Below are 23,017 nucleotides of genomic sequence, written 5' to 3'. Positions count from 1 at the left end.
TCCCTTTTGACCCGATTCGGAAGTGAACCGGATCTCCCAACTCAGGAGAGTGGCATGAGCACATCAGTAGTGGCGTCGCCTGTCGAGGATCAGACGCCGGACCCCGAGCAGACGGGCATCAAAACCCTCGGGTACGCGAACCGGTTCTCGGTGTGGGACTCCGAGTTCCGCTACGACGGCCGTATCCGGGTCGCGATGGGCGTCAAGATCACCAAGGTCGAGTACGCCTACTACGGCCGGGACGACCAGTCCTACATCACCGCGGTCCAGGTGCCGCGCGGGCGGATGGGCATCGACCAGGAGTACGAGGTCATCGACCTGACGTTCCTCGCGGACTCCGACGTCATCACCTTCACGCTGCGCGGTGACCTCAACGTCGACTCCGGCCCGGAGCGGGGCCAGTACAGCCGCACATACCAGCTCGGCGTGAAGGTCAGCCTCAGCGACGGCACCACCCGCACCACGCACGTGGGGATCGAGGTCCTGTGGCCCGGCTACGACCCGGACAGCGGCAGGATCGGGCGCCCCTTCGTCCGCCTCCCCTACGACACGGGCTGGGGCGGGAGTCCCAACAGCCAGGCCGGCTTCGGCTATGTAGCCGACAACGGCTACATCGCCGACAAGTTCATCGTCGACCTGGTCAACCCCCGCCAGGGCCGGGACAACGTGCCAGGCAACACCAGCGACCACGTGTACTACCAGCTGGTGCACGAGGACGGCACGCCGTCCCGCCTCACTCCCGCCCCGGTCAGGTTCAACGTCAAGGGCCACGCAGACGCCGGGACCGGCAACAAGCGCATCCTCGACGCGGTCAACCTGCTGGATGAGGGCGACAAGTGGGGCTACTACCGGTTCCTCGTCTGGCCGCAGTCCACGAACACCGCCGACGGCAAGACCAGTGCCCTGAGCTGGGACCCGGACAAGCCGGAAGACGCCTTCCAGATCGGCAGCGTCTACTTCCGCTACACGGCCACCCGCAGCGCCAGCTTCTCCGTCGCCCCCGGCGGACCGCCGGACGTCAGGCTGACCCCCGGCGGCCCCACCGGCTACCCCGGGGTACATCTCGAAACCAGCCAAGGACCGGTTCCCGAGCAGACCGTCCGCGTCACCCTGCCCCCAGGGCTGGGGCTCAAGTTCGTGGAAGAAGGCAACCCCGGCTACCAGCTGACCGTCCTGGACTCCGACGGAGCACTGAAGAACTTCCTCGGCCAGCTGTCCCCGGACGGCCAGACCCTCACCTTCTCCAAGGTCAACCTGGCGCTCCCGGGCAAGACCTCCACGTCCACCGCCTGGGTGGCGGTCAAGGCCGTCGACCCGAACACCACGGGCCGCACGTCGCTCACGTTCCAGGTGGGAAGCCAGACAAGCCAGAGCACCCCCATCGAGGTCGGCACCCGCTGACGGACAAGTCCCCTACCCGCACCGCCCGGGAGGCCGGTCCCCCCCGGCGGTGCCGGTCCCGCGCCCGGCCCAGGCACCCGGTCGTTGACGGGAGGGGGTCGGCGGCTAGCGGCCGGTGGCCGGCAGCCCCTTCCCTGGGGTGGGCGAGGGCCGCCGGCAGTGCGGGGGAGTTGTCGTATGTGGCTGCCGCGTCCTGTGGGTGCGTCCGGGGCACGGTGGCGGCCAGGGCCCGCTGGGTGGTCCTTGATGTGCCCCCAGCTGGGAAGAAGCAGGGGGGTTGGCCGCAGGGCGTGCGGGGGATTGGGCGCCGCGAGGCTCGCGGGATGGTGAGGCCGCGCGCGATGCGGGGCGGATCCGGCTGCCCGGTCGGTGCGACTCGCTTTGGTGGGGAGCAAGCACCATCCTCGGGTGCTCGGCTCTGTCCTGCCGTGTCGGTGTCGACAGGGTCAGCCGAGTTCGATGACGACCTTGCCGAACAATCCGCCGGCGGTCTGAGCCGCGTACGCGGCCGGTGCTTCGAGGAAGCCGATCCGGCGGTCGATCACCGGGTGGATGTCATGGGTCTCGACGTGACGCACAAGATCGCGGTGCATGGCCTCGCTGCCGACCGCGACGCCGCGGATGCGAGCCTGCTTGCCGAGCAGGGCGTACCCGTCCAGCGGCCCCCCGGTCGCATCGAACAGGCCGAGGGTGGCGACCTCACCGCCCGGTGCGAGGGCGGCCAGGGCCTGGGCCAGGATGGACACGCCGACGCTGTCGACCACCTTGTCCACGCCTCCGGACAGCGCGAAGATCGCATCGCCCCAGTCATGTTCGGTCGTGCTGTTGACGTAGCCCGCAGCGCCGAGGCGGACCAGGGCCTCACCCGCCGCGTCGTTGCGCACGGCCGCGTAGACCCGGGCGCCGGCGGCCCGGGCGAGCTGCAGGGCGGAGAGCGCGACGCCGCCGCTGCCGATGATCAGAACGGTGCTGTCAGCGGTGATCGGATGGTCCCCGTACAGGGCGTTCCAAGCGGTCAGGGCTGCCACGGGCAGGGTGGCTGCCTCGGAATGGTCGAGATTGGCGGGGGCGCGCATGATGCGCCGGGCCGGAAGGACGACGTACTCGGCGAGCACTCCGTCCTCGTGCAGGGCGCCCAGTCCCAGCCCCATGGCGGCCGGCGGGCGGCCGTCGCTCCAGTCGAGCACGTGCAGATTGGTCACGCGGTCGCCCACGCTCCAGCCCCTGACCTGCGGACCGACGGCATCAATCTCCCCTGCGACATCCGACAGCGGGACGAGGTCCCGTGCCGGCAGCCGGCCGAAGGGGCCTTTGAGGATCAGTTGGTCGCGGTAGTTCATCGAGATGGCCCGGACGCGAATGCGGACCTCGCCGGGGCCCGGTACGGGCACAGGGGTCTCGTCCAGGACGAGGCCGGCGGCGTCGGTCGCGTCTGCGGGCAGTATCCAGCGCTTCATCAGCTGCGTGCGCACTGTGCTGTCGTTGGTGTGAAGTGAAGCTGTGCTGTCGTTGGTGTGAAGGGAAGTCATGCGTCCCTTTCTATGAGGGCCGCAGTCAGCGGGCCAGGTCAGGATGAACCTGGTCATGGCAGGACCAGTCAGGGGTGCCGGGGACCGCCTACGCTGGAGAAATGCCACGCGACCGCGCCGCGCTCGGAGCGTTTCTGCGTTCCCGCCGCGACCGCCTCACCCCGTCCCAGGCCGGCATCGAGCCCTTCCCCGGAGCCCGGCGGGTGCCCGGACTGCGCCGGGACGAGCTGGCCGTAGCGGCGGGCGTGAGCCCGGACTACTACAGTCGGCTCGAACAGGGACGCCAGGCCAACATCTCTGCCGCCGTACTCGACGCGCTGGCCCGGGCCCTGCGTCTGGACGAGGTCGAACGCACTCACCTCCACGACCTGGCCGCGCCCACCACCCCGCACCGGCCGGCGACCCCGCGCACGGTCCAGCGCCCCGATCCGGGGCTGCTGCGCCTGATGGACACCCTCCACCACGTCCCGGTGTTGCTGCTCGGCCATCGCGGCGAGGTTCTGGCCCGCAACGCCCTGCTGACGGAGGTCCTGGGCAGCCCACTGGAGCCGGGCACATCCTTCGTCCGTTACATGTTCCAGGACCCCACTGCCCGCGAGCGGATCGTCAACTGGTGCGACTTCGCCTCAGCCACCGTCGCCACCATGCGCCGCGAAACCGCCCGCCGCCCGCACGACCACCGCCTCACCGCGCTCGTGGACGAGCTGCGCACCACCGACCGTGACGTCGCCCGATGGTGGGACGATCACACCGTCCGCGACTACGCGTCAGTGAACAAACGTATTGAGCACCCCACCGCCGGTCCGATGTCCTTCGACATCGAGATCGTCTGCGCGCCTCACGAACCGGACCAACGCCTCGTCGTCTACACCACCGAGCCCGACTCCCCCACCTCCCGAGTCCTGCCGATCCTGGCCGGCTGGAACGCCGTGTCCCGTCACTGACCGGCCCGGCCACCTACCACCGCCGCAAATGGTGGACCAGCGTCTCCCCGTCCCGCTGCGCGTGGGTCGTCACAGGCAACCCTCGGTCTCCTCATCCGGGCCGTTGTCGACGAGTGCTGTAAGGCGGACGCCGAGCAGGCGTCCAGCGGAGCCCACCGTCACCTGCAACAAGCTGACGGCCGCAGTGCGGTGGTCCGCAGTGGAGTGAGCGCGGCCGACGCCGCGCTCGGCGCCCTGCCTGGTGCGCATAGGTGACGTTCCCTGCCTCGCCGGCACCGTCGTCGGCATGCTCCACCACCGCCCCTCCGCGTCGGCAGTGGGGCAGTGCATGACCACGTACCGGCTGGCGGTCTCCGAGCCACGTCTCAATGGCACGGATTCTCACCAGCCCGCTGCGCGCGCCGATGATCGGACTCAGCGCCCCATCGGGTAGAGCCGCTGCCGGCTGCCGGGCGGGTCGCCCGCGGGAGCCGCTGCGAAGATCACGAACTGTTCCGTGATCTTTCGAGGGGACCCCGCTCGTGCGCTTCGCCCGCATCACCGTTGCGGCCGCCGGACTCGCCCTCCTCCTCGCCTACGACCACCCACGCCGGCCCGGCCGCTGGTGTCCGCCTCGCACGCCATGCCCGGCGGGCACGCGGCGTCTTTGGCTGCTTCGATGGTGGAAGGGCGAAGGGAGGGAGACGCCGGTGTCCGTGGCCCGGGCGTTGTCGCCAGAGAGTCTGACCGAGCTGACCAGGGCGCTGGACCTGAGCGGAGTGTTCGCCAACGGCACGCTCGGTGGGGTGCTGGCCCGGGCCCGACGTCTGGACCTGTTCGGCTTCCTGGTCATCGGCATCGTCTCGGGCCTGGGCGGCGGAATCCTCCGCGACACCCTGTTGCAGCACGGCACACCCGTGGCCCTGACCGACTACACGTATCTCACGGTCGCCATCGCCGGCACCCTGCTGGCCTTCCTGGCCGACCTGAGCCGCCACACCTCCTGTTGGGCCTTCACCCTCCTGGATGCCTCGGCACTCAGCGTATGGGCGGTCGCCGGCGCGCAGAAGACATTCGCTGTCGGCCTGGGCTCGCTGCCGGCCGTGCTGCCGGGCACCATCACAGCGGTCGGCGGCGGGGCCATCCGGGACCTGCTTCTGGCTCGCACGCCTTCCATCGTCGGTGGCACCCCGTTGTATGCGACCGTCGCGGTGCTGGTGAGTGTGGTGATGGTTGTCTGCAGCCGGCTCGGCGCACCCACCGTAGGTGTCCTGGCCGGAATCGCGGTCGGCATCGCGTTGCGGCCGGCCGCGTTCCACTGGGGCTGGAGGTTGCCGGTCAGCCGAGACTGGCGGCCGGGGCCGGTCAAGGGCCGGGGGGCCCTGACATGAACCGGCGCTGGGACCACCAGCCGAGAGGGAGGAGTGCACATCCATGACGCTCAAGGACTCCGCGGATGCTGTGCTGGCCGGGCTCGGTGCTGTCCGGTCTGAACTCGAAGAGGTCTACAAGGACTTGCACGCCCACCCCGAGTTGGGACACCAGGAGCACCGCACCGCGGCCGGTGTGGCGGAACGCCTGAGAAACCGCGGCTACCGGGTGTACGAGGGGATCGGCGGCACCGGTGTGATCGGTGTGCTGGCCAACGGCGAGGGGGCGACCGTATTGTTGCGGGCCGACATGGACGCGCTACCGGTCCTTGAGGAGACCGGTCTGCACTACGCCAGCACGGCCGAAGCCGCGGACGCCTCCGGCCGGCGGGTACCCGTGGCGCATGCCTGCGGTCACGACATGCACGTCACCTGTCTGCTGGGAGCGGCACAGCTCATGGCCGCCGCCCCGGAGGCGTGGCAGGGCACCCTGGTGGCCTTGTTCCAGCCTGCCGAGGAGCCGGGGGACGGTGCTGACCGGATGCTCACCGACGGGCTGACCGACCGTGTTCCCCGCCCGGACGTCGTGTTCGCCCAGCATGTGCTTCCCTATCCGGCCGGGCAGCTCGGCACCCGCCCCGGATCCTTTCTCTCCGCGGCGGACAATGTGAAGATCACTGTCCACGGCCGGGGTGCTCACGGCTCGGCACCGCAGGCCGCGATCGACCCCGTGGTGATCGCCGCGATGATCGTCGTCCGGCTCCAGACGATCGTCTCGCGCGAGCTGGCCGCCACCCAGCCGGCCGTGGTCACGGTGGGCTCCGTTCAGGCGGGCACGAGCGGCAACGTGATCCCGGAGTCGGCGGAACTGCTGGTGAACGTGCGCACGTACGACGACGAGACCCGGCAGACGGTCCTGGCCGCCCTGCGGCGCATCGTCGATGCCGAGTGCCACGCATCCGGGGCGACTCGCGCGCCGCAGATCGAGGAGGGCACCCGCTTTCCGCCGACCGTCAACGACGACGTGGCGACCCGCGAGGTCTCCGACGCTTTCGCCGCGATGTTCGGGGAGCGCGCGGTCACCATCGAGATGCAGAGCGCCAGCGAGGACTTCAGCCGGATCCCGGACGCCTTCGGCACCCCGTACACCTACTGGGCCCTGGGCTGCGCCGATCCGGACGCCTACCAGGCAGCCCGGCAACGCGGCACCGTGGCTCAGGAGATTGCGGTCAACCACAGCCCCCGCTTCGCACCGGTCCTGCAGCCCACCCTGGACACCGGCGTCCAGGCGCTGGTCACAGCCGCACTCATCCATCTCGGGAAACCGGGCCGTACGAGCCGATGAGCCTTCCGGCCCGCCCGCCGCTACGACCTCGCAGCCGGCCGAACATGCGTCATCAATCGGATGCGGGCCCAGCTGCTGTAGTACTTCACGGCCCTGGAACGGGCCTTCGACTACGCCGCCTCCAAGGCCGCACTTATGCTGCTGACCGGCTACCAACACCGGCCGGCCTGCGCCGGGTCGGCCCGAGTCGGCGCGCGATGTGGCTGAAGAACCGCAAAGTCCGAGGCGCCCAGGCCATGGCTGATGCGGCCGTCGCCGCGGCGCAGGCCCAGCACACCGCCGTGGCCGGGGAGAGCACGGCCGCCTCCGTGGTGAACACCCTGGCCCGGTCCGTCCTGGCTTTTGACGAAGAGATCGCCGCCGTGGATGCAAGGATCGCGGCCCGCTTCCGAGAGCACCGGGATGCTGAGGTGATCCTCAGCATGCCTGGCATGGGCCCGTTGCTGGGGGCGGAGTTCATCGCTTGCACCGGCGGAGACATGGACGCCTTCGGGACCGCGGGCCGACTCGCCGGAGTCGCTGGTTTGGCGCCTGTCCCACGGGACTCAGGCCGGATCAGCGGCAACATGCGTCGGCCGCACCGCTACCACCGCCGACTCCTGCGCGTCTTCTACCTATCCGCCCAGACCGCAGCCCGCTTCTGCCTGACCTCGAAGACCTTGTACGACCGCAAACGGGCCGAGGGCAAGAGCCACAAGCAGGCGATCCTCGCCCTCGCTCGGCGACGCCTCGACGTCCTATGGGCCCTCATACGCGATCAGCGAACCTTCGAGGCCCAGCCTCCCCAGCGGCTCGCCACGGCCTGAGCCTCAGACGGTGAAGAGCGGATCGTAGGGGTGTCCCTCCGGCGTGAAGATCAAAACGAAGTCTTCCCCCAGTCGAGTGGCCACCTCTCTCGAGCGAGCCAGGACCTCGGCCTGACTCGGAAGATCGAGGCCAAGGGCTGCGGCAGCACGGTCCCTCCTGGCCGCGAGGTCCGGCATGTCCTCCAGATACTCAGCCTCAAGCTCGCGACTCTCCTCGTCCGTGAACACCTGGCAGTCTCGCCACCACGGGACGACCAGCAGAAGCCGCACCAGCTCGGCCAGGCCGATGGCAACCAGAGCCGCACCTCCTTCGGAGTCGGCATAGAGGATCGGACGTTCCTCGCCGCCTTTACCGCAGAAGAAGAACGTGCCGCCGGCACCGTCGCCGGCGAACCCCTCAAGTGCGGCGCCCGAGGCGAGGTGCACTTCCTCGACATGATCGCCTCGGTCAAGGTCGAAGTCCCCCGGCCAAGCGAGAAACCGGGCAGCTTCTTCCTGCTCACGGACGGCAGCGATCAACGATTCCATGGGCCGCAGCCTACGGCCCGCTGCTTGACAACCATCATTGGGAATCAGTCACAGGACCGGATGAGCCGAAGCACGATGGTTGTCACATAGGCAGGCTTGTTGTCACTGGCGGGGCCGCGGTCTGCTGTCGATCGCCCCGGCCAGTTCCTCGGCGTGGGCGTCGGGCAGGGGCTTGAGCGCGTGTCGGCCCCGATGGGGTGTGAGTTCGAGATCGTGGGCGATGTGCGGCGGGCGGGGAGCGCACTCGAAGGCACGCTGGTGGTCAGGAGACCGTCGGCGTCAGGTCCTGCAAGCCCACCACCCGCAGCAACTGCAAGCGCTCGTAGGACTCCGTGCCCGGGCGGGCCGTGTGGATGACGAGCTGCTGGTTGTGGTCGGAGTTGACGAGGATCTCGCAGTCGAGTTCGAGGATGCCGATCGCAGGGTGCCGGAAGCGTTTCGTGGAGGCGCGGCGTACGGCGACCTCGTGTTCCTCCCACAGGCGGGCGAACTCCTCGCTCGTGGCGCGTAGTTCGGCGATGAGGGCGGCGGGTTCGGGGTCCGTGGGGCGGGCCGAGGCCACCGCTCGCAGGCCGGCCACCTGTTCGCGGGCGCGCTCCGGGCGGTCCTCGGGCGGGAACAGCTCCTGGGCCCCCCGGTCCAGGAAGAAGCGGCGGATCATGTTGCGTCCTCGGGGCGGGCGGGCCAGGACGTCCCCGCTCAGCGCCCGCGACAGCGCGTTCTGGGCCAGGACCTCGCCGCAGTCGGTCGCCACGATCGCCGGGGTGTCGTGCAGCCGGTCCAGCACCAGGAGCAGGCCCGGGCGCACGTGCGTGCTGGTCTCCTCCCGACGCGGCGGCTGTTCACCGGTGAGGTGGAAGAGATGGTTGCGTTCGTCCTCTGTCAGGCGCAGGGCGCGGGCCAGTGCGGTGAGCATCTGGCGGGACGGGCGCGGGCCCCGGGACTGTTCCAGCCGCGTGTAGTAGTCCACGGACATGCCGGCCAGCTGGGCCACCTCCTCGCGGCGCAGCCCCGGCGTACGGCGGCGGGCGCTGGCTGCGAGGCCCACGTCGGAGGGGGCCAGGCGGGCGCGAGCGCGGCGCAGGAAGTCGGCGAGTTCGGCTCGGTTCACCTCTCCAGGGTGCGCGAGGCCGGCCGGCTTATCCAGGGACTCCCGGTCCCCTGATGAAGAGGTCTCTCCCCCTCGTTCCCGCATCCGCCGAGGCTGGTCATCAACGACAGGCGACACAGTGCGTGAGGAGCACATCATGCTGACTTTGGTGACCGGTACGACGGGACAGGTCGGACGCCGCTTCGTGCCGAGGCTGCTGGCCGAGCAGCAGCCGGGCGAGCAGGTGCGCGTCCTTGTACGGGACGCTGCCCGCGGCGAGCGCTTCGCGGAGCTGGGCGCCCAGGTCGCCGTAGGAGACATGCGCGAGGAGGAGACACTCGGCAAGGCGCTCGCCGGCGTGGACGCCGTCGTGAACGTCGCCGCCTCCTTCCGCGGGGTGCCGGACGAGGAGGCATGGGCCGTCAATCGGGACGCCGCAGTGGCCCTGGGCCGCGCCGCGCAGGCCTTGGGTGTGGAGCGGTTCGTGCAGGTCAGCACCAACAACGTGTACGGCGTCGGACGTGGCCGCCCGCTGACCGAGGAAGACGAGAGCCGGCCGGGCGGCGCGATGTGGGGCGCCTACCCCGAGTCCAAGGCCGAGGCCGAGCGCGAACTGCTCGCGCTCAAGGGTCTGGACGTACGCATCGGACGGCTCCCCTTCGTCTACGGCGAGGGCGACCCGCACCTCGCCGACTCCTTGCGCTGGGCATCCCGTTGGGCGCCGCACAAGCGCCTCCAGATGGCTCACCACGCGGACGTCGCCCAGGGCCTGATGCGTCTGCTGTACGCTCCGGGCATCGCCGGCCGGATCTACAACATCGCCGATGACGCCCCCGTCACGACGGTCGAGCTCTATCAGCTCAACGGCGTCGAGGTGCCCGCAGGGCTTTACGAGCTCACGGACCCCGACCCGTGGTTCGGGATCACGTCCAACCAGCGGATCCGTCGGGAACTCGGCTTCCGGCCGATCTACCCGAGCGTCTGGACGGCCCGGGACGCCGGAGCCCTGTGACGTCACCGCGCCCGGCCAGTCCACCCCTCTGATCCGCCCCACCAGCACCGGCCCCGCCACAGCGAGCACGACCACCACCAGGTACAGCACCAGGTGCGTCACGATCGGCGGGGCAAGGGCGGGCGCCCGCGACCCGCGGCAGAGCGTTCGCCACGTTGATCAGGCCGAGGTTCGCTGGTGACACGTAGCGCGCCGTATCGGTGACGACGACTGCGCTTCGCCGTGGGAGGAGCTGCGCGAGGCCCAGCTCGCCTCGCAGCGACGTTGCTGGTGAGGACCTCCTGCGACCCTCCATCGCCCTGGCTCCCTGCGACTCCGCCGCGGCCGGGCGCCCGGCGACTTGTACGTCACCGTGCACATAGCCGTCGCAACGCACGGGCAGCAGCGGGGCCCGGTGAGGGTGGCACTGGCAGTGACAGTCTCCGCGGGAGTGCCGTCAAGTGGGATCTGGCTGGTCCAGGGCGAGTCCCGGAAGCTGGGTGCATGTCAACCGCTGATACCGCTACCACCGCTGCAGTCGCGCAGTCGTCGCCGACCCGGATGACCGGACGTCAGGTCGCCGCCTTGGTGGTGCTCCTGGCTTCGCAGTTCATGATGGCCGCCGACTTCTCCGTCCTGAACGTCGCGCTGCCCGAGGTCGGTACGGCCCTCGGGTTCTCCACCGGAAACCTGCAGTGGATCAGCACGATGTTCGCCCTGTGCGCAGCCGGGTGCACCTTGGTCTTCGGCAGGGTGGGCGACTACGTGGGCCGGCGGCGCATCTTCACCGCCGGAATGGTCGTCCTGGCCGTCTCCTCTCTCGTGGGCGGACTCGCTGACTCACCCACCATGCTGCTGGTCGCGCGCACGCTTCAGGGCCTGTCCACCGCCGCCGTCACCCCGGCCGCCCTCGCGCTTCTGACCACCGCTTTCACCGAGCCCTCGCTGCGGACGCGGGCGCTCGGTCTGAACAGCGTGATGATGAGCTCCGGGTTCAGCGTCGGCGCGATCCTCGGTGGTGTTCTCACGGACGTGTTCTCCTGGCGCTGGGCGTTCTTCATCAACGTCCCCGTGGCCGTCGCCGCGATCCTGGTCGTCCCGCTCGTCGTTGACGAGACCAAGGCCGAGCAGCGCAGCCGTATCGATCTGCCCGGTGCTGTGCTGATCACCCTCGGCCTGTTCGCGGCGATCTACGGTGTCACCCGGGTCGGGGAGGGCGGACTCGACCTTCCGGCCGGCACTGCGCTGATCGCCGCCGCCGTCCTGTTGGGCGCCTTCTGGGCCGTGGAAAGCCGGACGGATGACGCTCTGGTCCCGGTGCGGATCCTGAAGAAGCCCGACATCGCCCTGGGTAACCTGGCCGCCCTGTTCATTTTCGGCGGTGAGACCGCACTGATCTTCTTCACCGGCCTGTACGTGCAGAACGTCCTCGGTCTGTCGTCCATGGTCGCCGGTCTGGTGCTGCTCGGCATCGGCGTCGGTCAGATCATCGCCGGCATGGTCGGTCCGCGCATCCTGCAGCGGGTCTCGCCACGCATCATGCTCGGTGTCTCTCTTGCGCTGCAGGGCGCGTTCATGCTCCCGGCGCTGTGGGCCACGTCGGACAGGCAGTGGCTGATCCCGCTGATCGCCACGCAGTTCCTGAACGCCTTCTTCTCCATGACGGCGGCGCTGTCCTTCATGGTCATCGCTACTTCCTCCGTCGACTCCGATATGCAGGGCATGGCCACCGGCATGGCCACCCAGAGCCAGCAGGTCGGCATCGCGATCGGCATCCCGCTGGTCAGCGCGGTGTTCGCGGCCACCATCGGCCGTGGCACGGTGACCACCGCCGCGGAGCTCACCGGCATCCACGTGGCGATCGGCGTCGACGCCTGCTGCCAGATCGCCGTCGGTCTGCTCCTGTGGCTGGTCCTGCGCCGCAAGACCGTCCAGCAGTGACCCGGTACCCACGCCGTACCAGGAAAACTCCCTGAGACTCACGGCCGGGAGAGCGGTCCATCCCCCGTCAACGCTCTCCCGGCCGTGACTGCTGTCATGGCACCCGTGCCGCATGGGCCATCGGCCCGAAGCCATCTCGCGTTCGCGCAGGGGGACTTCATAATGAGAAGGGTGGAAGAGATTGTGAACACGGACCTCGGCAGCTATCTGCGGCAGATGCGTGAACGCGTCCGTCCCGAACAGATGGGCTTGCAAGCCCGCGGCTCGCGCCGGGTGCCAGGACTGCGCCGTGAGGAAGTGGCCGCGCTGGCGGGTGTCAGCCAGACGTATTACACCCGGCTGGAACAGTCGCAGACTGCGCACGCCTCACCGCAGGTCCTGCTCTCCATCGCCCGCGCCCTGGATCTGAGCCCGGACGAGCGGGACTACCTGCTGAAGATCGGCACGCCGGTACAGAATCCGCAGCAGTCGTCGCCCCGCGCCGACCAGCTCAGCCCCTTCACCAGGATGCTGGTGGGGTCCCTCGGCAACGTGGCGGCGGCTGTCCTCAATTACCGCTGCGACATCCTGGCCTGGAACCCGCTCTACCACCAGCTTTTCGCGGCGCACCTGGACTTCGACGCGCCCGAGCACGCCGAACACCGCCCGAACATCATCAAGATGAACTTCCTCGACGACAACGTCCGTTCGCTGTACGCCGACTGGGCCACCGAGTCGGAATCGAACGTGACGTATCTGAGGTTCATCGCGGGCAACCACCGGCACGATCCGCAGCTGGCCGAGCTGATCGGTGAACTGACCATCCAAAGCGAGGAGTTCGCTGAGCTCTGGTGCCGGCAGCGGGTGGCGAACTGTATCGAGGGGACGAAGCTGTTCGACCATCCGGTCGTCGGCGAACTGGAGCTGATGTACCAGTCCGCGGATCTGCAGGACGGCAACATCCTGAAGTTCTACCACGCAGAGCCGGACTCCCCCCACGAGGCGGCCCTGCAGCTCCTCACCGTGGACCTCCACTCGGTGCACCGCCGCTGAGGACGACGAAGGGTGGTGTCCCCGGGGTCACCTCCCCCGGGGACACCACCCCGCACCCGTCGGCTCCTTACACCCTCTGGATTGCCGTCACGCCCCAGGTGAAGCCTGAGCCGGCCGTGGCCGCGATCACCAGATCGCCTGAAGCGATCCGGTCTTCACGCTCTAGCTCTTCCAGAGCCAGCAGCGGGTCGCACCCTCCGAGATGTCCGTCCAGCTGGTACTGGAACACGCTTCGGGAGGCATCCACGCCGAGCGCCTCCAGATACGCGCGATGCGTGTCCTGATTGCCGTGCGTGACCAGGAAGTACGCCACGTCGGCCACCTCCCGTCCGATGCCGGCGAGGACCTTGTGCGTCAGCGTGGTGAAGTTGTCTATGAACGCATCGCTGAGCCCGTCGAGCTTCTCGCCCCGCTCGACCTTGACCTCACCGTTCTTGATCTTCCCGTAGTACGAGTCCACCCATCGTGGGTCCGTGTGGTGCGCCGCACCGAGGACCTCGTACTTGGTGTTCGCGGAGATCAGCACGGCGGCGGCGCCGTCCGCGAAGTTGAACAGCTCGATGTAGCCGGTGCCGTACTCGACGAGCTCGCTGAGCCGGTCCGCGATGATGACCAGCGCGTACTTGTGTGTGCCCGCCCGCACCTGGTCGTCCGCCAGCTTGACGGCCACCATGCCCGCGTTGCAGAAGTTGGACACCTCGTAGCAGTGCGCCTGAGTGATGCCCAGTTCTTGGGCGATCTTGGCCGCGGGCGACCAGAAGGGGGTGCCCCACTCACTGGAGCCCGCGTAGAGAACGAGACCGATCTCGTCGAGCGGCACCGCGTTGCGCTGCAGCACCCGGGCGGCAGCGTCCCGGCCCAGGCCCCAGACGGTCTCGCCCTCGGCCAGCACCGAAAACTTTCCCGACGGCAGGACCTTGCCCAGCTTGTCGAGGCCGTACCCGGACTCCCGGCCGACCTCGTCGACGCTTCGCTTCCCGCTTGCCGTCGCCAGTGCGTAGTCGGTTATTCCCATGTTCCTCCACCTACCGATCAGACGTATTCCACGACGGTGTGCGGCACGTAGGGCGCCTCGAGCCGGGCCAGCTCGGTGTCGTCGAGCACCACGTCCAGGGCCGCCACCGCGTCCCTCAGGTGGTGCGGGCGGGTCGCGCCGACGACAGGGGCCGTGACCGCCGGCTTCCGCAGTAACCAGGCGAGGGCCACCTGGGCCATGGGGATGCCGCGTTCGGCCGCGATATCCGCGACCACACGCGTGACCGCCCGGTCGGCCTGCTCGGTCGGCCCGTAGAAGCGCTCCTGCACCGGGTCGCGGGCGGTGCGCGCCGACTCCGTGTCCCAGGGGCGGGCCAGCCGACCGCGGGCCAACGGGCTCCATGGCGTGACGCCGACGCCTTCCGCAAGGCAGTACGGCAGCATCTCCCGCTCCTCTTCGCGGTTGATGAGGTTGTAGTGGTTCTGCATGCTCACGAACCGGGTCCACCCGTGCAGATCGGCGGTGTACTGCGCCTTGACGAACTGCCAGGTGTGCATCGAGGAGGCACCGATGTAGCGCACCTTGCCGGCGCGGACTACGTCGTGCAGCGCCTCCATCGTCTCCTCGATCGGGGTGTCGTAGTCCCAGCGGTGGACGATGTAGAGATCGATGTAGTCGGTGTCCAGCCGGCGCAGGCTCGCGTCGAGCTCACGCATGATCGCCGACCGGGACAGGCCACCGGACAGGGGGTTGTCGGTGAGCTTCTCGTACACCTTCGTGGCGATGACCACGTCCTCACGCCGGGTCAGCTTTCTGATCGCACGTCCGAGGTACTCCTCGCTGGTGCCGAGGGAGTAGATGTTCGCGGTGTCGAAGAAGTTGATACCCAGCTCGAGAGCCTGCGCGAAGAACGGCAGGCTCTCCTCCTCGGGCAGCGACCACGGGTGGGTGCCGAGATGGGACTCGCCGTAGCTCATGCAGCCCAACGCGAGACGGGACACCTTCAAACCGGACGAGCCCAGCCGCACGTATTGCACGTCGGTTACCTCAGCCCTCGACCTCGTCCTGGACCTCGGTCAGACGGCCCCAGGAGGTGACGCCCTCATCGAGCGGGATGTCGAGGCTCGCCAGGTACATGGCGGTCATGGCGCTGTGCCCGGCGAGGTGCGTGATCTCGGCGATCTCGTTCTGCGAGTAGAAGGCACGCAGGGCGTGGAACGCCTCTTCGCTCGCCCGGTGGTCGACCATGCACTCAGTGACGTAGCGGACCAGCGCGGCGCGGTCGGCGGGCATCTCGTCGTAGTGGCCTTCCTCGATCGCCTTGATCTCCACGTCGGTCAGGCCGGCCTGCTTGGCAAGCGGGTAGTGCAGCATGCGCTCGAACTCGCTGTCGCGCAGCTTGGCCACGCGCAGCACGATCACCTCGCGGTCCCGCAGGGTCAGCAGCCCGACGGTGAAGGTGGCGCCGAGTGCGAGGTGGGCGGCGGCCGAGTTCTTGGTCAGCAGCAGCGCACGGGTCAGATTGGACTGGAACTTGTCGTACACCGCGCGCTGTTCGGGCGTCATGTCGGCGACGGCGGGGAGGGTGACACGGGGGGCCATGGGCGTCTCCTTGTTCTGTGCGGGGTTCATCAGGTCATGCGGCTACGGCGGTGAGGGGTGCCGCGTCGTGCATATGGCGGGCCAGCGCCCGGGTCACCGTGTGCACGGCCGACTCGGGATCGCCGTCCAGGGGCACGAGGGCGTCGAGGTGACCGTCCGGGCGGATCACCAGTGCCTGGGCCGGCCGGCCGAGCTTGGCGAGGAGCAGGCCGGGCGGGCGGCCGCCCAGGTCGGTGAGGCGGACACCACTCACCTTGGCGCGCAGGGCGTCGACGGTCCTCGTCCAGTGCTCGTGGCGGTATTCCAGGCCCGGCCAGAGCAGCACCGTGTAGCGGTCGACGGCGAGGACCGGCTCCGTGCTCGTCGCCCGCCAGCCCAGCGGCAGCCGCTCTCCCGGTACCAGGGTGTGGCGGCGGGGGCGGGGCCCGTAGTGGGTATCGATCTGAGCGAGCTTGGGCGCCAGGACCTTCTCCAGCGCCCCGGTCGCCGTGCCGAGCCGGTACACGGCATCGCGGGCGAGGGTCTGGTGCCGGGTGCTGTACAGACCTATCCGGGCCAGCCGGGTGGACAGGCCCGCCACCTCGTCGACCGCGGGCCGGCGTTCGGCGTCGTAGCTGTCCAGCAGCTCCGGCCGGTAGTCGCCGCGGACCACCCCGGCGAGCTTCCAGCCGAGGTTGACCGCGTCCTGGATACCGGTGTTCAGGCCCTGTGCCCCGGAGGGGCTCATCGCGTGCGCCGCGTCCCCGGCGAGGAAGACCCGGCCACGGCTGTAGGTGCTGGCGGAGCGAACGTGCGCGGTGAAGATGCCGCTGAACTTCATCTCGCCGAGCCGGCGCGTGCCTGGGACGCGTTCGGCCAGCAGCTTCTCGAAGAAGGCGCGGTCGGGGGTGTCTCCCGGGTAGTCGTCGGGCACGCTGGCACCGACCCGGAAGATCCCGTCGCCCAGCGGTGCCAGCACCATGTTGCCGGTCCGGGTCAGGTAGTACGCAGCCTCGCTGCTGGTGGTCTCACCCAGAATCTCGGCGTCGGTGATGGCCAGGCGGGTACGCAGGGTACGGCCCGCGAAACGGAAGCCGAAGACCTCGCGGACGGTGCTGCTGTATCCGTCGACGCCGACGACGTAGTCATACTGCCGCGGCTGAATCCGCCCGTCAGGTAGGCGGAGCCGGCAGGTCACGCCGTCGTTGTCCTGGGCGCCGTCGATGAACGTGGTGTCGTAGTCGATGGTGCCGCCGAACTCGGTCAGGTGGTCCTCGAGGATCGCCTCGGTGCGCCACTGCGGAATGGTGATGGCGAACGGATAGCCGACGCCCCGCAGACGGTCGAACCGGATCAGGCCGATCATTTTCTTATTGGAGTAGTAGTTCATCTGGTCGAAGTAGTGACCGCTTTCAACCAGCTTCCGGCCTACACCCACCCGGTCCAGCAGCTCCAGGACGCGAGGCCACAGGATGGTGGCCCGGGAGTGGGGGCTCTGCCTGCGCTGCTTCGAGATGACGTCGGCCGGTATCCCGTGCGCGAGCAGCTCGCAGGCGAGCACCATCCCGACGGGACCGGCACCCACGATCAGGACGCGAGGTCGCTGCATGTCGTCCACCGCCGGTCAGACGCCGAGCGGCTGCAGGCGATCGACCTGGGGCGGACGGACGAAGGCGCCGTCCACTTCGGTGAGGAAGCCGGCGACGTAGTCCTCCTTCATGTGCAGGTCGATGGCGTCCTGGTCGGCCCACTCCTCGATCAGCACGACAACGTGCGGGTGCTCCTCGGACCGGAACGCGTCGAACCGCAGCGCCCCCTCCTCCTGTCGCGTGGCGGCGCAGAGTTTCTGGAAGGAGGCCACGACCCGCTCCATCCGGTCGGGCTCGATGTCAAAGCGGACGGTGATCTGGATACTCATGTACGGCTCACTTCCTTCAGGGTGAGGTCGTAGAGGTCGACGAAGGGCAGGGGGTCGGGGACAGCCATCGGCTCGGCGCATTCCTCGGGGGCGGCGTTCCAGCGGCGCAGGGCGACGCGGAGGCGGCCTTCGGTGCTCCAGTCGGTGTCCAGGCAGACCGCGCGGCAGGTGCCGACCAGGGCGTCGGGCAGGTCGTCGCGGCCGACGGTCAGTGCCCGGGTCAGCAGGTTGAGCACACCGCCGTGGGCCACGACCAGGACGAGCGCGGCCGTGTATTCGGCGGTGACCACCTCGTGCAGCGCGGTGCGGAATCGGGCGAGGGCGGTGTGGCCGCTCTCGCCGCCCGGCGGGGCGTAGCCGGGGTCGGTCAGCAGCCGCCGCATGGTGTCCGGGTGGCGCCGCGCGAACTCCGCGCGGTGCAGACCGTCGAGCGTGCCGAGATGACGCTCGCGCAGGCCTTCGACGCGGTGGTGGGGCACGTCTAGTCGGCCGGCGGCGTAGGCGGCGGTCTGGGTGGCCCGGGACAGCGGCGAGGAGTACACCGCGGCCCAGCCGGTCGGCGGCAGCGAGCGCGCGGCCCGCTGAGCCTGCCGGGTTCCCTCGTCGTTGAGAGGGATATCGCTCTGGGCCTGGAAGCGGTCCTGGGCGTTGCGGTCGGTCTGTCCGTGGCGGAGCAGGACGACGCGCACGGGCTCAGGCTGCGGCCGGACCGGCGGCCGCCGGTGCGCCGAGTGCCTCGATCGCCTGCGCGGCTTCCTCTATCGTCTGCTCCGCGGTCAGTACGCCCTCCGCGATGGACACGCCGAGCCGCTTCTCCAGCAGCAGTGACATCTCCAGCAGGGTCAGGGAGTCCACTGCGAGGTCGTCGAAGACGGTGGTCCGGGAAACGTCCTCGGCCGGTATGTCGAACTTGCCGGTGAGAATTTCGATGATCATCGTGGAAACGGAACCGGTCATGAGTCACCTCAACTGGTCGTTGTTGACGAGGAAGTCAGGGCAAGTCGGTGGGAGTCGGCGATGCACGCTCGTCTCAGCCGGCTTGCAGGGTGGGCCAGGTCAGGGTGGCCGAGCCCCAAGTTGCACCGCCGCCAAAGGCCGTCAGCAGCACCCGGTGTCCCGCGGCCAGCGTGCCGTCGGCTGTGGCGTCCGCGAGGGCGAGCGGTATCGAGGCGGCCGAGGTGTTGCCGACTCGGTCGATGTTGAGCACGGCACGCTCCGGCGGCAGCCCGAGCTGCTCGGCGACGGCGTGGATGATCCGAGTGTTGGCCTGGTGTGCCACGAGCCGGTCGACGTCGGTGACCTCCCAGCCAGTGCGGGCCAGCACGGTGCGCGAGGACTGGGCCATGCGGCGCACCGCGGTGAAGAAAACGGCCCTGCCGTCCATGCGGAAGTACCGGTCCTCCGGGCGCGGTTCGCCGCCTCGGGAGCGCTCCTCGGCGCCTCCGCCCCGGACCGTGATCAGGTCGGCCATCGAGCCGTCGCTGCCGAGATGCATGTCCAGGACGGCGCCCGGCTCCTCGCGCGTGCCCGCCCGCAGCAGGATGGCGCCGGCCCCGTCGCCGAAGATGACAGAGGTGGTGCGGTCCTCGGGATTCAGGATGGTGCTGAAGGCCTCCGCCCCGACGACCAGTACCCGCTCGGCGACCCCGGAGGTCACGGAGGCCGCGCCGGCCTGGAGGGCGTAGAGGAAGCCGGAGCACACGGCCGCCACGTCATACGCAGGTACGTCGGTCAGGCCCAGGCGGGTGGCGACGGCGGGGGCCGTGGCCGGGCAGGGGCGGTCGGGTGTCGTCGTGGCGACGATCACCAGGTCGGCGCCGTCGGTACCGGCGCTCTTCAGCGCGCGCAGGCCGGCCCCGACAGCGAGGTCGCTGGTGGTCGTGCCTGCATCGACGACGTGGCGCCGAGAGATGCCGGTGCGGGTGCGAATCCACGCGTCGGAGGTGTCCAGGCGCTGGGCAAGTTCGTCGTTGGTCACCACGCGCTGGGGCACATGGCCGCCTACGCCGGCGATCACCGCCGCTCGGGTCATGCCGTCACACCCCCTTCCGGAAGCCGGTGGGTCACCGCGGAGCGCACGTGGATGCCGGCCATCTCGCCCAGCACGGTCAGCGTGCGCCAGGTGCCGTCCGCCCTGTGCAGCAAGCCGGGGTCGTCCAGTTGTGTCGTCACCGGTACTGCCTTCGCGGGACGGTCCGGGCGGGAAGCGGTCAGTGTGGTCTGCCGCATCCACAGGGTGTCGCTGTCCTCACGGCGCATTCCGTCGAGGTCGTAGAGCATGATCTGGGCGAGCTGAAGGGCCGTCACAAACGCGTCGATCACCGACACCGACGGCTGGTGGGCCCCTTCGACACCCGCCGCAGGCACAGGCGTGTCGTCCTCCTGTACGACGGAGAGCACGGCGTCAGCCCGCAGCGTCCGCCGGTCCACTCGCACATCGCGGATGAGCTGCCGCCGGGTGGTGAACCCGGTGCCGAAGTATCGATCCTTTGCCGGGCCCAGGAGCGCGTCGGGAGAGGTCTGTATGACGGGCTTCTCGCCGACCGGGCCCGCGGCCGGCCCATGCTCGATCTCGCACCTCACCCGCATGGTGCCCACCGCGCAGTCCACCCGGGACAACGCGCGCGCCGGGTTGCCCGCGACGGGGTCGGTACGGCGCAGCGTCGCTTCGGCCGGCAGCGCGTCGAGCTCCTCCTGGGGGTTGCTGCCGGCCGCCATCCGCACCGAGCGCAGCCAGGCGTCGCGAGGTTCGATTCCGAGTGAGCGCAGGCACGCCTCGGCCAGCTGAGTGGTGACGACGATCCCGTCGACGGTGCTGAAGTGCGGGCGCAGATCGGTGCCCACGGTCTTCTTGGACCAGTCGGAGGGGTAGCGCACGCCCACCGAGGAGAGCGCCTGTGGCGAGCCGTCCGAGGTACGGGCGAGGCGAACCTCGCCGATGTCGTAGGTGACCCGGCGGAAGCCGCGGCCGAAGAAGCGCTGCTCGGCCGGGCCGAGGTGGTCGTCAACGGAAGCCGATACGGCCTGCGCTGAGGTGAGGGTCATCAGTGCTCCGTTCATCGGGGAAGGTCGCGTGATGGGTGCCCGGCGGCCACCGGGCACGGGGCCGACCTGCGGCCGCGCCGGATGACGCAGGTGAGCCGCGCGGTGCAGGTCCGGTTGCCGCGGGCGTCGGTGATGGCGATCTCGTATGAGGCCATGGCCTGCCGCTCATCCAGGGGCCGGCACGTGCCGGTGAGGGTGCCGGAGGACACCCAGCGGTGGTGCGTGCAGGACAGGTCGACCCCCACGGCGTTGCCGCCGGGACCCGCGTACAGGAAAGCGGCAACGGAACCAAGAGTTTCAGCGAGCACGGCGTTGGCGCCGCCGTGCAGAATTCCCAGGGGCTGCCGATTGCCCGAGACGGGCATGGTGCCCACGACAAGTCCCGGTTCACATGTGACTATCTCAATTCCCATGCGCCGGGTAAGTTGTTCGCCTTCGTATGCGCCGTCCACCCTTACGGGCCCCAGCATCATGTTCGGCATAACACTCCCTGTCCCTTTTTGGCGGCCCGCCTCGGCGGGCAATTGCGAGTCAAACACGACATCGAATCGCGACCAAAGGGCTGTCATGTTGCTGCCATCGCGATGACGGATTACCTCGAATCCCGGGAGACTTGTTCACGGGCGGTAACCTGCCCGAAACCTGGGAACGTTTCGGTACGTGAGCCGGACTATCCTTGAGCACAGGCGAGTTGACCAACAGGAAGGGAGCACGGTCGCCATGCAGCGTGTATCGCTGGGTGGACTCGATGTCGCACGCATCGGTCTGGGCGCCATGTCGATGTCCGACTACTACACGGGGGCGGGCAGCGACGAGGAGGAGGCCGTCCGCACCATCCGGCGGGCGCTGGACCTCGGCGTCGACCTGATCGACACCGCAGAGATCTACGGCCCGTTCACCAACGAGGAGCTGGTCGGCAAGGCAGTGGCCGGCCGGCGCGACGACGTCGTGATCGCCACCAAGTTCGGTCTGGTCTCTCACGCCGGCGCGGGCCCGAACGTGCTCGACAGCTCACCGGCCAACGTGCGCACCGCAGTCGAGGGCTCGCTCAGGAGGCTGGGCACGGACCGCATCGATCTCTACTACCAACATCGCGTCGACCCGGCCACGCCCATCGAGGAGACGATGACCGTTCTGGCCGAGCTGGTGCAGGAGGGAAAGGTCCGGTACGTCGGGCTGTCAGAGGCCGGCGCGGACACCATCCGCCGCGCGCACGCGGTACACCCGGTGACCGCGGTGCAGACCGAGTACTCGCTATGGTCCCGGCAGCCCGCCGAGCCGCTGCTGCCGCTCCTGCGCGAGCTGGGCATCGGTCTCGTCGCCTACTCACCACTGGGCCGCGGGTTCCTGACCGGTGCGATCCGTTCCAAGGGTGAGTTCGACCCGGACGACTTCCGGCTGACAACGCCCCGGTTCGCCGACGGCAACTTCGAGCGGAATCTGCGGATCGTGGACGAGGTGGAGGCCGTGGCTGCGGACGCCGGCGCCACGCCTGCCCAGGTCGCCCTGGCCTGGCTGCTTGCCCAGGGCGACGACATCGTCCCGATCCCCGGCACCCGGCGCGTGGCCCGCGTCGAGGAGAACACCGCCGCCGACGCCGTTGTCCTCACCCCGGAACAGCTCGTCCGCCTCGGCGCCCTCACACCACCGGCCGGTGAGCGCTACTCCGAGCACGACCTGGCCCGCACTGGACTGTAGCGCCGCCCCGGGGCTGGTCGCCTTGCCTCTGGGGTCGGCCACCTCACCGCAGGGACCGGCGACGCCGGTCAGATCCACTGACGACGGGCCGCTTCCATCCCCGCCTGGAAGCGGCTGCTGGCTCCCAGCCTGGACATCACGCTCGCGATGATCCGCCGGACGGTTCGAACGGACAGTCCGGTCCGGCGGGCGATGCCCTCATCGGTCAGCCCCTCGGCGAGCAGTTGCAGAGTTTCCCGCTCCCGTTCGTTCAGCGCCTGCCGCTCCCCGGCGCAGGCGGAGGCGGAGGCGTGCATCCACACCTGGTCGAACAGCGTCTGATAGGCGCCCACCAGGGCACGCCCCCGCAACAGGACGGCTGGGGCGTCTTTCAGGTCCGGGTCCGACGGGACGATCGCCAGGTCACGGTCGACAACAGCCATCCACACCGGCAGGTCGGGCAGGGCCCTCATCCAGGCCCCCGAGGCGGCAATCCGCCGAGTGCTGAGGGCATACCCAGGGTCGCGCGCGAAGTCCGCCAGATGCAGGACGCGCACCCGCGCCCCCCGGTCCACGAGTTCGGCGCTCAGCAGGGCGGCTTGCTCCCTCACCCGGCGGTCGTAGGGACGGCGGGGCAGCGCGAGGCGCAGCTCGCGCACCGCGCGCCGGCGCAGCGCGTCCAGCAGACCCGCGATGGCATCGGAGCCGGTCAAGGGCCGTAATGCTGTCCGAGCCGGGTCGGACTCGATGATCAATGCGCTTTCCATGTCACCATTCTGCAGCGAAAAGGATTAACGCGAATTCAGCGTAAACACCGTCTGCCATGGACCAACTCGGCAAGCACTCGACCTCGTTGCGTCCAAT

The 23,017-nt window shown here is 69.3% G+C and carries 23 protein-coding genes and 1 pseudogene; 9 read left to right on the top strand and 15 right to left on the bottom strand.

Translation table 11 applies throughout. From position 1 onward, the window contains the following. Positions 1–54 precede the first annotated feature (54 nt). Positions 55–1,401: a hypothetical protein gene (locus tag AB0946_RS27920; RefSeq protein WP_366763393.1), complete on the top strand. Its 1,347-nt coding sequence runs from the start codon at positions 55–57 to the stop codon at positions 1,399–1,401. Between the two features lie 446 nt (positions 1,402–1,847). Here the strand turns inward: AB0946_RS27920 and AB0946_RS27915 are convergent, their stop codons facing one another. Next, positions 1,848–2,987, bottom strand: coding sequence for an NAD(P)-dependent alcohol dehydrogenase (locus tag AB0946_RS27915; protein ID WP_366763392.1), 1,140 nt, complete (start codon positions 2,985–2,987; stop codon positions 1,848–1,850). Between the two features lie 44 nt (positions 2,988–3,031). Between AB0946_RS27915 and AB0946_RS27910 the strand changes: the two genes are divergently transcribed. Continuing rightward, the gene (locus AB0946_RS27910) at positions 3,032–3,874 is read left to right on the top strand and encodes a helix-turn-helix transcriptional regulator (RefSeq protein WP_366763391.1); all 843 of its coding nucleotides are present in this window, start codon (positions 3,032–3,034) and stop codon (positions 3,872–3,874) included. Between the two features lie 69 nt (positions 3,875–3,943). Here AB0946_RS27910 and AB0946_RS27905 read toward each other — a convergent pair whose 3' ends face one another. Continuing rightward, positions 3,944–4,123, bottom strand: a complete 180-nt coding sequence (locus AB0946_RS27905; protein ID WP_366763390.1) for a hypothetical protein — start codon at positions 4,121–4,123, stop codon at positions 3,944–3,946. Positions 4,124–4,563: 440 nt separating this feature from the next. Between AB0946_RS27905 and AB0946_RS27900 the strand changes: the two genes are divergently transcribed. From AB0946_RS27900 to AB0946_RS27890, 3 genes and pseudogenes are all read left to right on the top strand, one after another. Continuing rightward, positions 4,564–5,244 (top strand): TRIC cation channel family protein, encoded by a 681-nt coding sequence (locus tag AB0946_RS27900; protein ID WP_366763389.1) that lies wholly within the window; start codon positions 4,564–4,566, stop codon positions 5,242–5,244. Positions 5,245–5,287: 43 nt separating this feature from the next. Beyond that, positions 5,288–6,568 (top strand): amidohydrolase, encoded by a 1,281-nt coding sequence (locus AB0946_RS27895; protein ID WP_366763388.1) that lies wholly within the window; start codon positions 5,288–5,290, stop codon positions 6,566–6,568. An 87-nt stretch (positions 6,569–6,655) separates the two neighbouring features. Further along, positions 6,656–7,374 (top strand): annotated as a pseudogene (locus AB0946_RS27890) (transposase); the annotation flags it as partial. A gap of 3 nt (positions 7,375–7,377) precedes the next feature. Here the strand turns inward: AB0946_RS27890 and AB0946_RS27885 are convergent. Then, positions 7,378–7,902, bottom strand: a complete 525-nt coding sequence (locus tag AB0946_RS27885) for a hypothetical protein (RefSeq protein WP_366763387.1) — start codon at positions 7,900–7,902, stop codon at positions 7,378–7,380. Positions 7,903–8,164: 262 nt separating this feature from the next. Beyond that, on the bottom strand, positions 8,165–9,013 hold the full coding sequence (locus AB0946_RS27880; RefSeq protein ID WP_366763386.1) for a helix-turn-helix transcriptional regulator: 849 nt from the start codon (positions 9,011–9,013) through the stop codon (positions 8,165–8,167). A 136-nt stretch (positions 9,014–9,149) separates the two neighbouring features. Here AB0946_RS27880 and AB0946_RS27875 point away from each other — a divergent pair, with 136 nt between their 5' ends. From AB0946_RS27875 to AB0946_RS27865, 3 genes are all read left to right on the top strand, one after another. Then, positions 9,150–10,004 (top strand): NAD-dependent epimerase/dehydratase family protein, encoded by an 855-nt coding sequence (locus AB0946_RS27875; RefSeq protein WP_366763385.1) that lies wholly within the window; start codon positions 9,150–9,152, stop codon positions 10,002–10,004. A gap of 540 nt (positions 10,005–10,544) precedes the next feature. Continuing rightward, positions 10,545–11,924, top strand: a complete 1,380-nt coding sequence (locus AB0946_RS27870; protein WP_366763384.1) for an MFS transporter — start codon at positions 10,545–10,547, stop codon at positions 11,922–11,924. 162 nt (positions 11,925–12,086) lie between these two features. Then, positions 12,087–12,956: a helix-turn-helix transcriptional regulator gene (locus tag AB0946_RS27865; protein ID WP_366763383.1), complete on the top strand. Its 870-nt coding sequence runs from the start codon at positions 12,087–12,089 to the stop codon at positions 12,954–12,956. A 67-nt stretch (positions 12,957–13,023) separates the two neighbouring features. Here the strand turns inward: AB0946_RS27865 and AB0946_RS27860 are convergent, their stop codons facing one another. The 10 genes from AB0946_RS27860 to AB0946_RS27815 form a co-directional block, all read right to left on the bottom strand. Beyond that, the gene (locus AB0946_RS27860; RefSeq protein WP_366763382.1) at positions 13,024–13,971 is read right to left on the bottom strand and encodes a ketoacyl-ACP synthase III family protein; all 948 of its coding nucleotides are present in this window, start codon (positions 13,969–13,971) and stop codon (positions 13,024–13,026) included. Between the two features lie 17 nt (positions 13,972–13,988). Beyond that, positions 13,989–14,969, bottom strand: coding sequence for an aldo/keto reductase (locus tag AB0946_RS27855; protein WP_366763381.1), 981 nt, complete (start codon positions 14,967–14,969; stop codon positions 13,989–13,991). A gap of 10 nt (positions 14,970–14,979) precedes the next feature. Further along, the gene (locus AB0946_RS27850; protein ID WP_366763380.1) at positions 14,980–15,534 is read right to left on the bottom strand and encodes a carboxymuconolactone decarboxylase family protein; all 555 of its coding nucleotides are present in this window, start codon (positions 15,532–15,534) and stop codon (positions 14,980–14,982) included. A 34-nt stretch (positions 15,535–15,568) separates the two neighbouring features. Next, the gene (locus tag AB0946_RS27845) at positions 15,569–17,122 is read right to left on the bottom strand and encodes an FAD-dependent monooxygenase (RefSeq protein ID WP_366763379.1); all 1,554 of its coding nucleotides are present in this window, start codon (positions 17,120–17,122) and stop codon (positions 15,569–15,571) included. 15 nt (positions 17,123–17,137) lie between these two features. After that, on the bottom strand, positions 17,138–17,431 hold the full coding sequence (locus AB0946_RS27840; protein WP_366763378.1) for a putative quinol monooxygenase: 294 nt from the start codon (positions 17,429–17,431) through the stop codon (positions 17,138–17,140). After that, the gene (locus AB0946_RS27835; RefSeq protein WP_366763377.1) at positions 17,428–18,120 is read right to left on the bottom strand and encodes a histidine phosphatase family protein; all 693 of its coding nucleotides are present in this window, start codon (positions 18,118–18,120) and stop codon (positions 17,428–17,430) included. Before AB0946_RS27835 ends, AB0946_RS27840 begins: the two co-directional genes overlap by 4 nt. A gap of 4 nt (positions 18,121–18,124) precedes the next feature. Continuing rightward, complete coding sequence (locus AB0946_RS27830; protein ID WP_366763376.1) at positions 18,125–18,388, bottom strand: phosphopantetheine-binding protein; 264 nt, start codon at positions 18,386–18,388, stop codon at positions 18,125–18,127. Positions 18,389–18,461: 73 nt separating this feature from the next. Then, positions 18,462–19,463, bottom strand: a complete 1,002-nt coding sequence (locus AB0946_RS27825) for a beta-ketoacyl-ACP synthase III (RefSeq protein WP_366763375.1) — start codon at positions 19,461–19,463, stop codon at positions 18,462–18,464. Continuing rightward, the gene (locus AB0946_RS27820) at positions 19,460–20,476 is read right to left on the bottom strand and encodes an AvrD family protein (protein ID WP_366763374.1); all 1,017 of its coding nucleotides are present in this window, start codon (positions 20,474–20,476) and stop codon (positions 19,460–19,462) included. Before AB0946_RS27820 ends, AB0946_RS27825 begins: the two co-directional genes overlap by 4 nt. An 11-nt stretch (positions 20,477–20,487) precedes the next feature. After that, positions 20,488–20,949 (bottom strand): hotdog fold thioesterase, encoded by a 462-nt coding sequence (locus AB0946_RS27815; RefSeq protein ID WP_366763441.1) that lies wholly within the window; start codon positions 20,947–20,949, stop codon positions 20,488–20,490. A gap of 247 nt (positions 20,950–21,196) precedes the next feature. On the opposite strand from AB0946_RS27815, the gene AB0946_RS27810 reads away from it, so the two are divergent. Further along, positions 21,197–22,174 (top strand): aldo/keto reductase, encoded by a 978-nt coding sequence (locus AB0946_RS27810; RefSeq protein WP_366763373.1) that lies wholly within the window; start codon positions 21,197–21,199, stop codon positions 22,172–22,174. 68 nt (positions 22,175–22,242) lie between these two features. On the opposite strand, the gene AB0946_RS27805 is transcribed toward AB0946_RS27810, so the two are convergent. After that, positions 22,243–22,908, bottom strand: a complete 666-nt coding sequence (locus AB0946_RS27805) for a LuxR C-terminal-related transcriptional regulator (RefSeq protein WP_366763372.1) — start codon at positions 22,906–22,908, stop codon at positions 22,243–22,245. Between the last annotated feature and the right edge of the window lie 109 nt (positions 22,909–23,017).

Origin of the sequence: Streptomyces sp. NPDC046870, assembly GCF_040704595.1 — a bacterium.
In the GTDB taxonomy this organism is placed as follows: domain Bacteria; phylum Actinomycetota; class Actinomycetes; order Streptomycetales; family Streptomycetaceae; genus Streptomyces; species Streptomyces argyrophylli.
The sequence above is the reverse complement of the archived record's forward strand: the minus strand, read 5'-3'. Positions and strand labels throughout refer to the sequence as shown.